At 42.7% G+C, this 15,213-nt stretch carries 16 protein-coding genes and 1 riboswitch; of the genes, 5 read left to right on the forward strand and 11 right to left on the reverse strand.

The window, feature by feature from the left end:
• The first annotated feature begins 89 nt into the window (after positions 1–89).
• Positions 90–734, forward strand: coding sequence for a protein kinase family protein (locus tag LCD34_RS03175; RefSeq protein WP_224558504.1), 645 nt, complete (start codon positions 90–92; stop codon positions 732–734).
• A 233-nt stretch (positions 735–967) separates the two neighbouring features.
• Here LCD34_RS03175 and LCD34_RS03180 read toward each other — a convergent pair whose 3' ends face one another.
• The gene (locus tag LCD34_RS03180; RefSeq protein ID WP_008342761.1) at positions 968–1,150 is read right to left on the reverse strand and encodes a hypothetical protein; all 183 of its coding nucleotides are present in this window, start codon (positions 1,148–1,150) and stop codon (positions 968–970) included.
• A gap of 192 nt (positions 1,151–1,342) precedes the next feature.
• Between LCD34_RS03180 and LCD34_RS03185 the strand changes: the two genes are divergently transcribed.
• The gene (locus LCD34_RS03185; protein WP_164704278.1) at positions 1,343–1,492 is read left to right on the forward strand and encodes a hypothetical protein; all 150 of its coding nucleotides are present in this window, start codon (positions 1,343–1,345) and stop codon (positions 1,490–1,492) included.
• A gap of 30 nt (positions 1,493–1,522) precedes the next feature.
• On the opposite strand, the gene thiC is transcribed toward LCD34_RS03185, so the two are convergent.
• A complete protein-coding gene (gene thiC / locus LCD34_RS03190; RefSeq protein ID WP_224558505.1) occupies positions 1,523–3,283 on the reverse strand; it encodes a phosphomethylpyrimidine synthase ThiC in 1,761 nt (586 codons plus the stop codon).
• A gap of 126 nt (positions 3,284–3,409) precedes the next feature.
• A riboswitch (TPP riboswitch) is annotated at positions 3,410–3,519 on the reverse strand.
• Positions 3,520–3,757: 238 nt separating this feature from the next.
• Between thiC and LCD34_RS03195 the strand changes: the two genes are divergently transcribed.
• Complete coding sequence (locus tag LCD34_RS03195; protein ID WP_008342767.1) at positions 3,758–4,390, forward strand: LysE family transporter; 633 nt, start codon at positions 3,758–3,760, stop codon at positions 4,388–4,390.
• 46 nt (positions 4,391–4,436) lie between these two features.
• Here the strand turns inward: LCD34_RS03195 and LCD34_RS03200 are convergent, their stop codons facing one another.
• From LCD34_RS03200 to nadB, 5 genes are all read right to left on the reverse strand, one after another.
• Complete coding sequence (locus LCD34_RS03200) at positions 4,437–5,057, reverse strand: YhcN/YlaJ family sporulation lipoprotein (protein WP_017358126.1); 621 nt, start codon at positions 5,055–5,057, stop codon at positions 4,437–4,439.
• Positions 5,058–5,190: 133 nt separating this feature from the next.
• Positions 5,191–6,381: a SafA/ExsA family spore coat assembly protein gene (gene safA / locus LCD34_RS03205; protein ID WP_224558506.1), complete on the reverse strand. Its 1,191-nt coding sequence runs from the start codon at positions 6,379–6,381 to the stop codon at positions 5,191–5,193.
• 131 nt (positions 6,382–6,512) lie between these two features.
• Positions 6,513–7,622 (reverse strand): quinolinate synthase NadA, encoded by a 1,110-nt coding sequence (gene nadA / locus LCD34_RS03210; RefSeq protein ID WP_052320804.1) that lies wholly within the window; start codon positions 7,620–7,622, stop codon positions 6,513–6,515.
• Positions 7,609–8,472 (reverse strand): carboxylating nicotinate-nucleotide diphosphorylase, encoded by an 864-nt coding sequence (gene nadC, locus LCD34_RS03215; protein WP_171465627.1) that lies wholly within the window; start codon positions 8,470–8,472, stop codon positions 7,609–7,611. Before nadC ends, nadA begins: the two co-directional genes overlap by 14 nt.
• Positions 8,454–10,025: an L-aspartate oxidase gene (gene nadB, locus LCD34_RS03220; protein ID WP_224558507.1), complete on the reverse strand. Its 1,572-nt coding sequence runs from the start codon at positions 10,023–10,025 to the stop codon at positions 8,454–8,456. The genes nadC and nadB overlap by 19 nt, the downstream gene beginning before the upstream one ends.
• A gap of 92 nt (positions 10,026–10,117) precedes the next feature.
• Here nadB and LCD34_RS03225 point away from each other — a divergent pair, with 92 nt between their 5' ends.
• A complete protein-coding gene (locus LCD34_RS03225; protein ID WP_318010716.1) occupies positions 10,118–11,266 on the forward strand; it encodes an IscS subfamily cysteine desulfurase in 1,149 nt (382 codons plus the stop codon).
• A 3-nt stretch (positions 11,267–11,269) separates the two neighbouring features.
• Complete coding sequence (locus LCD34_RS03230; protein ID WP_065460808.1) at positions 11,270–11,809, forward strand: transcription repressor NadR; 540 nt, start codon at positions 11,270–11,272, stop codon at positions 11,807–11,809.
• 24 nt (positions 11,810–11,833) lie between these two features.
• Here the strand turns inward: LCD34_RS03230 and pheA are convergent, their stop codons facing one another.
• The 4 genes from pheA to LCD34_RS03250 are packed head-to-tail and all read right to left on the reverse strand — an operon-like array spanning position 11,834 to position 15,131.
• Positions 11,834–12,712, reverse strand: coding sequence for a prephenate dehydratase (pheA, locus tag LCD34_RS03235; protein WP_017358133.1), 879 nt, complete (start codon positions 12,710–12,712; stop codon positions 11,834–11,836).
• Between the two features lie 18 nt (positions 12,713–12,730).
• Positions 12,731–13,174, reverse strand: a complete 444-nt coding sequence (locus LCD34_RS03240) for an ACT domain-containing protein (protein ID WP_008342790.1) — start codon at positions 13,172–13,174, stop codon at positions 12,731–12,733.
• Positions 13,175–13,229: 55 nt separating this feature from the next.
• Positions 13,230–14,516 carry a GTPase ObgE gene (gene obgE / locus LCD34_RS03245; RefSeq protein ID WP_007501521.1) on the reverse strand — a complete coding sequence of 429 codons (1,287 nt, stop codon included), beginning with the start codon at positions 14,514–14,516 and terminating at the stop codon, positions 13,230–13,232.
• A gap of 21 nt (positions 14,517–14,537) precedes the next feature.
• Complete coding sequence (locus LCD34_RS03250) at positions 14,538–15,131, reverse strand: sporulation initiation phosphotransferase B (protein WP_007501522.1); 594 nt, start codon at positions 15,129–15,131, stop codon at positions 14,538–14,540.
• Positions 15,132–15,213: the final 82 nt, after the last annotated feature.

The raw sequence follows: 15,213 nt of genomic DNA on the forward strand, positions 1-15,213 counted from the left end.
TTATACAATCCATTGCTCTACCGAATCACATGGTTTTTTCATCATTCGTTTTTCAGCCGCATAAACTGAAACCAAAGAAGGTGAAGTCAATGTCAGATGTCAAAAGATTAGCCGAATCGATTCAATATCAAGAAGAAAAGCGTTTTAATAAGCTCGTCTTTAAACCGGCTGAGCTTGAGCTGTGCGGCAAAGGAAGAAGTGCCTATGTATTTTCATACAAAAAAGACGACAAGAAAATGGCGTTAAAAGTCTTTTTTCCTTCTTATCGAAACATCGCCCGCAAAGAGGCTGCAATTTATGAAAAACTTTCCGGCTCCTCATATTATCCTGAGATTTACGAGTCTGGAGATCAGTATATTTTAATGGAATATATTAAAGGTTATACTTTCTATGAATGCCTGACAAAAGGAATTCCGATCAAAAAACAAATGATTGAACAAGTAGATGATGCATTGGAAGAAGCACGCGCGAAAGGTTTAAATCCTTCTGATATTCATCTGCGAAATTTAATTTTAACAAAGGATGGCCGCGTCAGGGTCATTGACGTCGCCCGCTTCACGCAAACGAAAACATGTCATCAATGGGATGATTTAAAAGCTGCATACGTCTATTATCAAAAACCTTTTTTCCCTAAAAAAGCGCCGCGTCTGTGGCTTGAAGTGATTGCCTATTTGTATAAGAAAAACTGGCTGTCTCGAGGTCAGCTGAACAATCGAAATGATTTTACTGCATAATGAAAGCCGCTCGAAAAGAGCGGCTTTCAGATTGTTGACAAAGGGCTAAAATGAACTTTATTTTAGCCCTTTGTCTTCTTTTCAGCGTGATAGAAAACCTTTGCAGCCCTAGGAAGGACGAGTACCGGCGCGGAGCGAATTTGACATTCGTGAGCACCGGCACGCAGGACTGACACCGAATGCGAGGGTTTGTCTACACGCTGAAAGCCGCTCTCTTTGAGCGGCTTTCTGTTTTATTCTGTTTCTACATGGATACTATTCACATTTAATAGGTTAATGATTTCATTATTCAGCTTAAACCAATGATTGGCTTCCTCAATTTTTTTATACACATCATAGGTAGCTGGACGTTTCAGCTCGAAATCGAGCACTTCCCCATTGTTCATATGAAATGTTACCTTAAATACTTTCATCATAAGATCACCTTCCACTCTGTCTTGTTCACTAACCGAATCGGTCAGCTCTTTTCATTCATTCTCTATTCAATCCGTTTCCCCTGCTTCTTTCCTTCTAAACACAAGAAGTTTAAATTTTGTTTAAATTCGCACAACATATCTATCTAGATACGCTTCAAAAGAAGTATATTGAATGAAAAGGAGGCTGTCTTTATGAAACAAAAGAAAAAACGAATATCTCCAGAGAGACAAACAGTTCTATTTCATTTAACAGATGCCTTCATCCCAAGTGTTGAAACGATGGCGATTGCAGTAAGAGCATTTTTGCACCTCGTAAGAAAAGCCATTTCAGCCGTTTTATAAAACCCCGCACTAGAGGAGTGCGAGGTTTTTTTAGGATTGATAGATTTGGCTGCCTTGATTGATAAACTCTTTTGCCTTCTTCTCCATCTCTCTTTTCACTTCTTCTGATTGGTTGCGGATGTCATGGGATATTTTCATACTGCAAAACTTTGGTCCACACATGGAACAGAAATGAGCGGTTTTAGCACCTTCAGCAGGCAATGTTTCATCATGGAATGCCAGCGCTCGTTCTGGGTCAAGTGACAGATGAAATTGATCCCGCCATCTGAATTCAAATCTCGCTTTTGATAAGGCATCATCACGCTTTTGAGCAGCAGCATGTCCTTTTGCTACATCAGCTGCATGTGCGGCGATTTTATAGGCGATGACGCCTTCTCTTACATCTTCTTTGTTCGGCAGACCTAAATGCTCTTTTGGTGTCACATAGCACAGCATGGCTGTTCCGTACCAGCCGATCATCGCCGCACCGATCGCGGATGTAATATGATCATATCCCGGTGCAATATCTGTTGTTAGAGGACCTAACGTATAAAAAGGTGCCTCTTTGCATATCTCCATCTGCTTATCGACATTCTCTTTGATTTTATCCATAGGAACATGACCAGGTCCTTCAATCATGACCTGTACATCATGTTTCCAAGCGATCTCTGTCAATTCCCCTAACGTTTCCAGCTCTGCAAACTGCGCTTCGTCATTTGCGTCCGCAATGGATCCAGGTCTGAGCCCGTCCCCAAGCGAAAAGGCAATGTCATACGTTTTCATGATTTCACAAATTTCTTCAAAATGGGTATACAGAAAGTTCTCTTGATGATGAGCGAGACACCATCTTGCCATAATGGCTCCGCCTCTTGAAACAATTCCTGTGACACGGTCGACTGTGAGCGGAATATACCTTAACAGGACGCCCGCATGAATGGTGAAGTAGTCAACCCCTTGCTCTGCCTGTTCAATTAATGTGTCTCGGTATACTTCCCACGTCAAATTTTCTGCGATTCCATTCACTTTTTCAAGTGCCTGATAAATTGGGACCGTTCCTACTGGGACTGGGCAATTGCGGATAATCCATTCTCTCGTTGTATGAATGTCCTTTCCTGTAGACAGGTCCATCATCGTATCTGCCCCCCATCTAATTGCCCATGTCATCTTCTCCACCTCTTCTTCAATGGACGACGTCACAGCTGAATTGCCAATATTCGCATTAATTTTCACGTGAAAATTCTTTCCGATGATCATCGGCTCACTTTCAGGATGGTTGATATTCGCTGGAATGACCGCTCTTCCACTAGCCACTTCCTCTCTAACAAACTCAGGACTTAGCTGTTCTCTCAAAGCGATAAACTCCATTTCAGGCGTAATGATGCCCTTTTTCGCATAATGCATTTGCGTCACACAAGCACCTTGTTTCCCGCGGAGCGGCACATGATGAAAATCTGTATGGGCCGCTTGATAGGATTCTTTCCCATTCAAGCGATATCCATTATCTTCTGGCTTTACTTGACGCCCTTCATAACTTTCAGTATCTTCTCTTTCTTTAATCCATTTTGATCTCAGGCGCTTTAATCCCTTTGTGACATCAATATGAGCCTCCTCATCTGTATACGGTCCACTTGTATCGTACACACGAATCGGTTCATTTTGGATATCACCTGCTTGTGTCACTGTATTTGTGAGCACAATTTCTCTTTTTGGCACCAAAATGTCAGGTCTTGAGCCTTGTTCATATACCTTTCGACTACCTTCAAAGTTTGATAATAAAGATTGCGTTGATGGAACATTTGTCTTTTCATTCATTTGCTGTTCTCTCCTTCTTTTCGTGTGACCGGTCAGGATGGAATCAGCACCAGCAAAAAACCAGATTCTATGTAAAGAACCTGGTTTCGTCGTCAGAAAAAAACATGTATGCCATTCATATGGCACATGTATCATCTTCAACTTCCCCACGCTGGTACGAGCCAGATCAGGTCCAAAGGGTTAAGAAGCTTGTCTTCTCTCTCAGCCCGCATTTCCGGGCACCCCTAGTCACTTATATTGATTTCCACAACAGTGTAGCATAGCTGAGAAATGAAAAAAAGAAGTTTTAGGAAAATAGTTCCTTTCCCCTACAATGAATACACGATCTTCACGATATACATCTTTCTATACACGATTTATCTCTCTCATTTCGATTAAATAAGAAATAATCATTGATCCTTTTCTCCTAATATGTATAATTAATCTAAACGGAGAATTTTTATACAAACATGATTCAAAGGAAGTTCTAGTCGATTGCAAACATTTCTTACATTTATCGTCGTTGGATTCTCAATTGCTCTACCTGTTGGAGCGATCACGGTTGAAATGACAAAGCAGGGATTGAAAAACGGATTCTTTCATGGATTAACTGTAGGCGCTGGTGGTATGACCATCGATATATTGCTCATCTTGGCTTTATATGCTGGATTTGCTCAATTTTTATCTTTGCCCTTTATCCAAATTCCGCTCTGGCTGATCGGTGCCATCTTTTTAATGATTCTTGCCTACGATTCGATTAAAAATGCGGATCAAGACATCCATTTAGCAGGAGAAAAAGTGAATAAATCATTCGCTAAAACATACCGAAATGGGCTGCTCGTCGCAGTATCCCCTGGAAACCTTGTGTTCTGGGTATCTGTGTTTGGTGCTGTACTGGCAGATGCTTATACGAATACAAATTCATCTGAATTTATATTGGCTGCTGCGGGTATTTTGGCAGGGATTCTTCTTCATGACATCGGTCTTCTCACGATTGTTTCCCTAACAAGAAAAGTGATGAATCGAACAATGATCAAGTGGACATCCATTATTGCCGGTATTTTATTACTTGGGTTTGGCTGTTATTTCTTTTATGAATTTTATATCGGGATCAAAGTTTATTTTTAAAGAAAGGCTAAAGTTCGTCATGAACTTTAGCCTTTTTTATTCCCGCCTAGCGGGTCATGCCTGTCTGACCTGTTTCAAATTGCGTTTTTCTCATATCTCTGAAGCGTGTAAATACGCCTTCGTCTTTAATGACTTGGACAGCTCTACCATCTGCATAACGAGTCGCTGCTTCTTCTACTTGTGATACACCCTCTGATGTCAAGCGCCCATCTGTTTTAAGAGCAATATACACATTTTCATCCGTCACCATGACTTGTGAGTCTGTCACATGGTTCATTTTGTTCACTCGGTTGGCGATTTTTCTTGAACGCTGGATGTTCTCTTGTTTATCGTAGCCAGAGAACGACATTTGATTATGATAGTTCATATCTCCATGACTGTAGCGTCCATCTCCACCAGTCAGCGGCATTCTCACTTGATCCTGTGTAGGGCGTGAACGATAATCAACATTCGTTGTATTTCTTCCGTTCATTCCCTCCATAAGCTCAGAAACCGGTCCTTGATGATCTTGATTGTTGTCTGTTGCCTGTTGATTGGAGTGGTATCCAACTGGCTGGCCTGATTGATTATGACGTGTATCTACACCCGCATTGTTATTTGTACCACATGCCGTTAATCCAATAGGTAGAAGCACTAAGGCGATTGCTTTTTGCCATTTTTGTCTCAAACGAAAAACCCCCTGTACAAATTGAATCTCATGAGCACAAAACAGGCTCTGTTTTAGCATGTACAGTTGAGGACAAAAACAAGCTGTCAGTTATAAACAAAAAAAGGAACGATTGAGATCGTCCCTTGTGTCATTAATCTTCTTCGTCTTCTTCTGGTCTTGCAAAGACAGATGGGTTTTGATAAGGCTGCTGCATATAAGGCTGAGCTGGATAAGCACCCATTTGACCATATGGAACAGGGTTTGGATAATGTCCAGGCCATGGCTGATGATGCTTCATCCCATCATCGCATCCGCAGTCTTCCTTGCCATATGCTTCATTTGGAGCGTTTGGATAAAAGCCTTGATTGGCATTCGCATTCGCTCCTGCATTTGGATGCATATGGTGGTGCCAGTGATGCCCATCGTTTGCATGATGCTCATGATGTTCACCGTAATAAGCCGGTGCTTGATACGCAGGATAATACGGCTGAGCCGCCGGGTAAGGGTACGGCATCATGTGATGGTGATAATACGGCTGTACCGGATAACAAAGGCCTGATCCCGGTAAAATAGGAGAAACGGGTACCATTTGTTGCGGATATGGATACATTGCTGGCATGTAATGACCATAACCATAATAAGGATCATATGACTCTTGATGATGGTGGTGATGCTCTTTATTTTCAGCCATGCCCCCTACTGCTGCCCCTCCAACATTCGGCATTTGCGGGAAATTAGGAAGGTTTGGGTAATTACTATGCTCCATTTCTTTTCCCTCCTCTTTTTGATGTGGGATATGAATGAATGGATCATATCCCTTTGCCACTTCATCTTTGAAATGATCCTTATTTTCATGATGAAAATGGTCCTTGTGATCTTTATGATCCTTTTTCTCATGAACATGATCTTTCTTTTCATGAACGTGATCTTTTTTCTCATGATGTTCTTTTTTGGGAGGAGGCGTGAATGGCTGGTAGAGATTCGTCTGATAATAGTTTACATCAACTTGTGGAAAAACTGGCTGCTCAATCTTTGGTACTGGTGGCACATAAGGTACCGGTTCATTCGGTTTTTCCTTCGGCTTCGTATCTTGAACTTGCACGACATCCTTTGGCTTTTCTTTTACATACGGGTGTTCTTTTGCTTTTGGCATTTCTTTTGCTTTGTGATGATCGGTTTTTACAGGAACACCACTAGATGGAATTTTGATTTTCATTCCTGGCATGATCAAATCTGGATTACTGAGCTGTGAATTTAATTTTTTCAATTCTTGAAAGTCGACTCCGTACTTCTTTGAAATTTTCCAAAGGGAGTCTCCTTTTTGCACAATATGAATTTTCAACGTTTTCCCCTCCTATGCAAAACGTGAACGTAGCGGTTATGTCAGAAGTACAATATGTTTCAACATAAATTTATGCCTATTTACAAGCCGATATGATAAAAACTTGTTTTCTGATAGGAGGGGACACTTCATTATTTAATGGTCAGCATCTTATTTAAAGCGAGCAATGCCTCTTTTGTCGTCTCTTCATTCACTTGAATCAAACCGACCGGCTCCCCTTTTTCAATGCTTTCAAGTGACCATAGTAGATGAGGCAGGTCAATACGGTTCATTGTCAAACATGGACACATATCTGGATTGAGGGATTCAATTTGTTTGTCAGGGTGCTGGTCAATGATGCGTTTCACTAAATTCATTTCTGTTCCAATGGCCCACTTGCTTCCTGCTGGTGCCTGCTTGATCGTATCAATAATAAATTTTGTTGAACCAGCTAGATCAGATGCCTTTACGACTTCATGCGTACACTCTGGATGAACAAGAATCTGTATGTCACGGTCACGTTTTCTCATTTGTTCAATATTCTCAATGGTAAATTTCTCATGAACAGAGCAATGACCTTTCCATAAAATCATTTTGATTCGATGAAGCGGTTGGTCGGTGATGAGCTTTTCTTCTATTTGATCCCAGACAGCCATTTCCTCTAGCGGAATCCCTAAATCATAGGCCGTGTTACGCCCTAAATGCTGATCAGGAAGAAAAAGAATCCGCTCTTTTTGGGTCAGCGCCCACTCCAATACTTTTTTAGCGTTTGAAGATGTGACAGTCGATCCGCCATGTTTGCCGACAAATGCTTTAATATCAGCCGTTGAGTTTACATAAGTCAGCGGAAGGATCGTATCTCCAAACAGCTCAGTGAGCTGATCCCACGCCCTGTCTGTTTGTTTCATATTCGCCATATCTGCCATTGAACAACCTGCTCTCATATCTGGCAAAAAGACGTGCTGATTCTTTTTTGATAGCATATCGGCCGTTTCTGCCATAAAATGAACCCCGCAAAATACAATGTATTCTGCTTCGTGATTGTCAGCAGCAATTTGTGCAAGCTGCAATGAATCACCTGTCACATCAGCAAATTGGATGACTTCATCTTTTTGATAATGATGACCCGGTATAAAAAGCTTTGATCCAAAGGCGCGTTTAATCTCTAATACTCTCTCTTTCATTTCATCATAAGAGCGCTGTTTATATTCATCTGGCATCATGGCTGTATGCTGCGCTGCTAACACATCAAGCATGGACATGAGTCGTTCCCCCTTTATGGCTGAATTCCATATTCATACTAAAATCGAATGATGGAGCAGAATGTGTGAGGAATCCAAGTGAAATAAGGTCTACACCTGTCCCCCGGTAGTTAGCCACATTCTCTAACGTGATGCCGCCTGATGCCTCTGTCAATATAGTTTCAGGGGTCATTTGTTTAAAGCGCTTCACTTCGTCTGGAGAGCAGTTGTCAAACATGATGACATCTGCTTTGGCTTCAATGGCTTCCATCAGCTGTGCTTCTGATTCAATTTCCACTTCAATTTTCACCATATGACCAGCGTATGCTCTTGCTTTTTCCACAGCTTCCCTGATAGAACCACAAGCCGCAATATGATTATCTTTAATCATCACCCCATCGGATAAGCCAAAACGATGATTCTTTCCGCCTCCGACTTTTACTGCGTACTTCTCCAGCATGCGCAAACCGGGTGTCGTCTTTCTCGTATCACATATCGTAATAGATGGATCAGCTAATCGCTCTACTGCTTCATTCGTTAGTGTAGCAATCCCTGTCATTCTTTGCAGGATATTCAACACCACCCGCTCCCCTTTCAGCAAGTCGTTGACGGGGCCTGTTATTTGTGCCAGTACAGCCCCTTCCTGAATCCAATCACCTTCCTGGAAAAACAGCTCAGTTTGAACTTGTTCATTCAGCAGTTTGTATCCCATATCAATGACTTGTGTCCCGGCCAATACGCCTGATTGTTTCGCCATGATGTAAGCTGTTCCTTTCTTGTCTCCAAAGATGGCATCAGCGGATACATCTCCAAACCCAATATCTTCTTTTAAAAAATGAGTGAGCATTTGCTTTAACTGTAAACGTTCCATTTGGCACCAATCCTTTCATTTTTTACGGTATAAATATGGCCCTGTTCATGTACAATCTGTTTTGCTCGCCACGAAGCATCGTGCCGATTTGGATAATCGGTGCGATAATGACCGCCCCTGCTTTCTGTTCGGAGTAATGCGGATTTGACAAGGCATATGGCTAAAGCCCATTGATTCGTTATTTCGATCTGTTCATTTGTGATATTCTTCACATTGATTTGCTGAAAAGAGACTTGTTCTAAATGATCGAGCAAAGTCTGTAAGCCTTTCTCATCTCTCACAATTGCGGCATATGCTGTCATCCATTTTCTGAGCTGAGCCTGTGACACCGTTGGGACAGACCATACTTCTTGAATGGAAAGAGCAGGGTTTTTATCTTGCTGGGCTTGCAACCGCTCAACATACCGTGCCGCCTTGTTTCCTAAAACGAGACCTTCTAAGAGCGAATTACTTGCCAGTCGATTGGCGCCGTGTAAACCTGTACAAGCTGCTTCACCAATGGCGAAAAGTGATGGAACTGTTGTTTCTCCATGTTCATTCACCTTAATTCCACCCATTAAAAAGTGCATACCGGGTGAAACTGGCAGCCTTCCGCTTGCCATATCAACTCCCGCACGCTGACACATCGAAGCAATCGCAGGAAAACGTGAAGAAAAATGCGGAATATCACGGATGTTCAGATAAATGGAATGACCGAGTTGCTGCTCATGGAAAATGGTCCTTGCCACCACATCTCTAGGCGCTAAATCGCTCTGCGGGTGGATTCCTTCCATGATCCGCCTGCCTGATTCATCTTCTAAATAGGCGCCCTCTCCCCTGACTGCCTCTGATACGAGACCGATCGCTTTACCTGAAGTGGTCAAAAGGGTCGGATGGAATTGCACAAATTCGAGATCTACTAGCTGTGCCCCTGCGCGATAGGCCATCATCAGACCATCTCCTGTCACAGACGGATCATTTGTGTTTGTTTCATATAAGGATCCACAGCCGCCAGTGGATAATACAACTGCATCTGCGGTCATTGTATGTACATGACCTTTTTCGTCTTTCCACACAACACCGGTACATATCCCTTCATGAACTAATAGATCCATGACATGCTGGTTTTCGTATACATGAATGTGTGAGCCGAGCTTCTCTTTCAAAAACTGCACGAGGGTTTTTCCCGTTTGATCTCCTCCTGCATGCAGAATACGATGGGTCGTATGGGCTCCCTCTTTACCTAACTGCGGAATTCCCGTTTCATCTCGATCAAATGGGCAGCCCTCTTCTACGAGCTTCTTTACAAGATCTTTTCCATGACGGACGATCTCCTGTACAGTTTTGTCATCATTGTGACCACACCCCGCAGCTAAAGTGTCTTGCACATGCTGATCGACAGAATCATGTACGGAAAAGGCTGCAGCGATTCCCCCTTGTGCAAGCATGGAATTACTAGAGGAAAATTGTTTTTTTGTCATCATGATGACTTGGCAGTTCTCTGAGATCGTATTCACAAAGGAAAGAGCCGCAATGCCCGACCCCACCACAATGACTTTTTTGATAGATGACACAATCGCCCCTCCTGTCATTTACACCTGTCTTGACACATATCATTACATAACACTACAATAAATACAAGAAAAAATTTTCACACAGGAGATGGATGGATTTGATTTATTTAGATTATGCAGCTTCTACACCTGTTTCTGAGGAATCACTGCATGTATTTCAGCAGTTGAGCAAAGAATGTTACGGAAATGCGAGCAGCCTGCATGATGCAGGAGGAAGAGCAAATGAAATCTTGGCTTACAGCAGACAATCACTTGCAGCGATTCTTGGAGGCGAACCTGATGGTATTTACTTTACAAGTGGCGGAACTGAATCCAATATCCTTGCGATTCAATCGATCATAAATGGGCTACCTCCACATAAACAGCATGTCATTACCACATCAGTAGAGCACCCTTCCGTTCATCATGCGGTCAATGCCTTGCAGCGTCTCGGTGTGAAGGTGACGTTCATAGAACCGAATCAAGAAGGAATCATCACAAAGGAGATTCTCAAACAGGCTCTATTGCCTGAAACCGGACTAGTATCCATCCAGCATGCCAACTCAGAAACTGGGATTATTCAGCCATTAGCTGAATTAGCAACGCTCTTAAAAGAAAGAGATATTCTTTTTCATACAGATGCAGTGCAGACATTCGGAAAAATGCATGTGTCGATTAAAGACCTTGGGGTTGATGCCCTCTCCATTTCGAGTCATAAAGTGTATGCACCTAAGGGCGCCGGTGCTGTCTATATGGGGGCACATGTCCCTTGGAAGCCTATATATCAAGATACTGTACAGGAAAATGGTCTACGCCCAGGGACAGTGAACGTTCCATGCATCGGTGCTTTTGTTGCCGCGAGCGAGCAAATCATGTTGAAAATAGATCAACAGCAGCAGCTGGATATTCAGCTTCGTGATTATTTTCTTCAGCAGCTAAAAAAACGGAAGCTGCCTGTCCGCATGCTGCAAGAAAGTGACCAGCGCCGCATGCTGTCTCATATTATTGGTTGTTTTTTTGAAGGGTTTGAAGGACAATATGTAATGTTAGCTTGTAACCGGCATGGGATTTGTATATCCACAGGAAGTGCGTGCGCTTCTGGTTATCACCACCCTTCCCCTGCTGTGAAGGCATTACATGTATCAGATCGTGATGCCCTTCAATTTATTCGACTATCATTTGGACGAGGATCATCAAAGGATGACATCGATCAGCTTTTGCATACATTTGAGCGCTTGCAAAAGGAGAAGAAAGGAGCATAAAACGTGGAACGAGAGAGAAAACTCATTGGCGAAGAAAGAAGAACCGCCATTTTAAAGTGGCTACAAGAGACTGATACACCACTCACCGGAAGTTTTTTAGCTAAAAAAGCCGCTGTCTCACGACAAGTCATTGTACAAGATATTTCATTACTAAAAGCAAAAAACGAACCCATTATTGCTACAAGCCAAGGCTATGTGTATATGGCACAGCATACACCGGAAACTGAAATTGAACAGATTATCGCTTGCAAGCACGATCCTCATCGTACAGAAGAGGAGCTGACACTGATTGTAGACTACGGTGTAACGGTGAAAGACGTGATCATTGAGCACCCTGTCTACGGGGAGCTGACGGCCTCTATTCGAGTGAGTACGCGCAAACAAGTGGCTGACTTCGTTCATCATATTTCTAATACGGGCGCCTCCTACTTATCAGAGCTGACAGACGGCGTACACTTACATACCCTTACTTCATACAGCCAAAAGCAGCTTGACCAAGCCATTCAAGCGCTTGATGACGCTGGATTTCTCATTAAAGACTAAAAAAATAGTGTCCCCAAGAGGACACTATTTTTCATTCGTTAATTCATATGTTTGATAGCTGCCGAGTAATTTCACTTCACAGCCAATCGCTTCTAATTCTTGAATGGCGCCAGGGACAAGTACATCATCCATCTCTTTTTCGATATCAATGATAAATAAATAGTGTCCAAGGCCTGTTTTTGTCGGACGCGATTCAATTTTGGACAAATTGAGATTCCGCCATGAAAAAGCTGATAACACGCGGTGCAATGCACCTGACTGATCATCCTTTGGCAGGCTGACAACAATGGTCGTTTTTGGCTTTGAAGAAAAACCTGAATTCATTGGGAACGATGCCTTCGCCTCTTTATGTAAAATGACAAAACGTGTATGATTGTGCGGATAATCATGAATGTCTTTTTTCGCAATCGTCAATCCGTACGTTTTTGCGGCGATTTCATTCGCAATCGCACCAACAGCTTCATCTGGATGCTCACTGATGTATTTCGCTGCATAGCCTGTTGATTCCACTGGCCGATGCGGGATATTAGGAAACTGTCTCTTCAAAAATTGATGACACTGCGCAATGGCGTGCGGATGTGACTGAATCACATCTAATGTCTCCCAGCTCTCCGCTCTCGATGGATGGACAAGCAGGTGCTGGCGAATTGGTGCTGTCATTTCGCCCACAATGGACAAAGCGTCCTCATGAATTAAATAATCAATCGTTAAGTTCACAGATCCTTCGAGTGCATTTTCAAGTGGAACGACCGCCAAATCTACTTCTCCCTTTGACACGGCATCCATACATTGCGGAATGGTTGCATAAGCCCGCTGCTCTGCATCTTTTGGAAAACAAGAACAGACAGCCAAATGAGTAAATGTGGCCTCTGGTCCAAAGTAACCTACCGTTAATTGCTTCATCTGCTATGATCTCTCCTTTTACGCCCCAGAACCTAGAATTTCAACTTTTTCGACAAATTCAAGTTTTCTTAATTGATTCATGACTGTATTAATATCATCTGCCATGCCGGCCGTACTGATCGACAGGGTAACATTCGCTCTTCCTTGCAGCGGAATCGTTTGGTGAATGGATAACACATTACAACCAGAGTCAGCCACAATTTGCAGTAGCCTAGACAGAGCCCCAGACCGATCCTCCAGGTGGAAAAACAATGTGATGATCTGCTCTTTGACCATCGTATAAAATGGAAAAACAGCATCTCGATATTTATAAAAAGCACTGCGGCTTAAATCCGCTTTTTGAACAGCATCGGCAACTGAATCCGCTTTTTTGCGATCGAGAAGCTTTTTGACTTCAAGCGTTTTTCGCATCGCATCCGGAAGTACATCCTCTCTTACTAAATAGAACGTTTCTTCTTTCACCTGTTTTCTCCCCTTTTAAAAACGGGAGAGCCCATGAACTGGACCCTCCTTTTGATCAATCGATAAATTCAAATTCAAATTCAAGCAGACGAATGATGTCTCCATCTTTTGCACCACGTTCACGCAGGGCATCATCAACGCCCATTCCGCGCAGCTGTCTAGAGAATCGTTTCACTGACTCGTCTCTTGAGAAATCTGTCATCTTAAACAGTCGCTCAAGTGCTTTACCAGTTAAGACAAACGTACCATCAGGATCTCTTGAGATCTCAAATGCTGCTTCTCCTTCATCAAACTTGTACATCACACGGTTATCAGAGAGCTCTTCTTCATTGTAGAGCGGGAATTCCGGTGTTGTTTCAAGCTGATTGGCGATTTCAAATAAGAGCTCACGAAGCCCTTCTCTTGTGATCGCACTAATTGGGAACACTTTATAGTCATCTGTTAATTTTTCTTTAAATGCCGCTAGATTGTCAGCTGCATCCGGCATGTCCATTTTGTTCGCTACAATGATTTGCGGACGCTCTGTCAATCTCATATTGTATTGCTCAAGCTCCTCGTTAATCGTCACGTAATCTTCGTATGGGTCACGCCCTTCAAGTCCAGACATATCAATGACATGGACAATGACACGTGTACGTTCAATGTGGCGTAAAAATTGATGACCTAAGCCAACACCCTCGTGCGCTCCTTCGATCAGTCCTGGCAGATCCGCCATGACAAAGCTTCGGTTATCGTCTGTTTCAACAACTCCGAGGTTTGGCACAAGCGTTGTAAAATGATAATCCGCAATTTTTGGTTTCGCAGAAGAGACAATCGAAAGCAGCGTTGACTTCCCGACACTTGGGAAACCAACAAGTCCAACATCTGCAAGTACTTTTAATTCTAAGATGACGTCACGTTCTTTACCTGGCTCACCGTTTTCAGACAGCTGTGGTGCAGGGTTTGCTGGTGTTGCGAAGCGTGAATTTCCACGTCCGCCACGTCCACCTTTGGCAATCACAGCCCGCTGTCCATGCTCTGTCAAGTCAGCTAGTACTTGTTCCGTCTCAGCATCTGTCACAACTGTACCCGGCGGAACTTTAACAATCATTTCTTCCGCATTTCGGCCATGCTGGTTTTTACTCATTCCATGCTCACCGCGGTCCGCCTTGAAATGACGCTTATAACGAAAGTCCATTAACGTTCTGAGTCCTTCGTCTACTTCAAAAACTACATCTGCACCATTTCCGCCGTCGCCGCCAGCTGGCCCGCCTTTTGGCACATATTTTTCACGACGGAACGCCACCATACCGTTTCCGCCGTCACCGCCTTTAACATACACTTTAACCTGATCTACAAACATAACTTCCTCCGTTTCTCTGCATCACATATCTCGTTCTTGCCTCAAACAAAGCTCAATCATGGACTCGTGATTCGTCACATGAAATTGCGTTATACTCATACATGGATAGTTTGCGTCATGAAACGCATTTAACGCATCCAAACTTGTTAATTTTCCTTTGAAATCAAAATATAAGATCACATCATTCTCTTCATGATCCGTTTGGAAAGTGACCGTTAAATGATTTTCAGTTTTTTGGCAAACTGATTGATCGAATATCGAAAACAACTCCCGTGATACCGTTAGCAGCTGCGATTCATATGCTGATAAGTCTCGGGTTTCACCAAGCACTTCATATTCTAGGGTGATAAAATGCGACTCCCAATTAAAGGTTAGAAAGTAATAGGCCAATTGGGGAATTTTTAAATTTGAGAGTTTGGATTCATGCTGTGCTTCAATGACCATTTCTTCTATTATTTCGAACACTCGGTCATATTTTTCTAATGTCAAGTTGCCTTTGATTAACTGCAATTTATTCATCCAGTCGTGTCTTGAACGACTAAGCAGATGGATCAATTCATTCGTTAATGCAACGTGAGTTAATTTTTCGTTTTGTTTACTTGGTATCTCTTCCATTATCGCACTCCCAATCGTTTGGTCTCTCTTTTAGGAGTCTTATCATCAATATGTCTCCCTGAATTATAACAGAGAAGACAGC

This window comes from Bacillus sp. RAR_M1_44 (genome assembly GCF_020165935.1).
Taxonomy (GTDB): domain Bacteria; phylum Bacillota; class Bacilli; order Bacillales; family Bacillaceae; genus Bacillus; species Bacillus altitudinis.

Bases quoted from the DNA above. Each gene is read 5' to 3' on its own strand.
- LCD34_RS03175 (WP_224558504.1), top strand. From the start codon at position 90: ATGTCAGATGTCAAAAGATTAGCCGAATCGATTCAATATCAAGAAGAA.
- LCD34_RS03180 (WP_008342761.1), bottom strand. From the start codon at position 1,150: ATGATGAAAGTATTTAAGGTAACATTTCATATGAACAATGGGGAAGTG.
- LCD34_RS03185 (WP_164704278.1), top strand. From the start codon at position 1,343: ATGAAACAAAAGAAAAAACGAATATCTCCAGAGAGACAAACAGTTCTA.
- thiC (WP_224558505.1), bottom strand. From the start codon at position 3,283: ATGAATGAAAAGACAAATGTTCCATCAACGCAATCTTTATTATCAAAC.
- nadA (WP_052320804.1), bottom strand. From the start codon at position 7,622: ATGTCCATGCTTGATGTGTTAGCAGCGCAGCATACAGCCATGATGCCA.
- nadC (WP_171465627.1), bottom strand. From the start codon at position 8,472: ATGGAACGTTTACAGTTAAAGCAAATGCTCACTCATTTTTTAAAAGAA.
- LCD34_RS03225 (WP_318010716.1), top strand. From the start codon at position 10,118: ATGGATTTGATTTATTTAGATTATGCAGCTTCTACACCTGTTTCTGAG.
- pheA (WP_017358133.1), bottom strand. From the start codon at position 12,712: ATGAAGCAATTAACGGTAGGTTACTTTGGACCAGAGGCCACATTTACT.
- obgE (WP_007501521.1), bottom strand. From the start codon at position 14,516: ATGTTTGTAGATCAGGTTAAAGTGTATGTTAAAGGCGGTGACGGCGGA.
- LCD34_RS03250 (WP_007501522.1), bottom strand. From the start codon at position 15,131: ATGGAAGAGATACCAAGTAAACAAAACGAAAAATTAACTCACGTTGCA.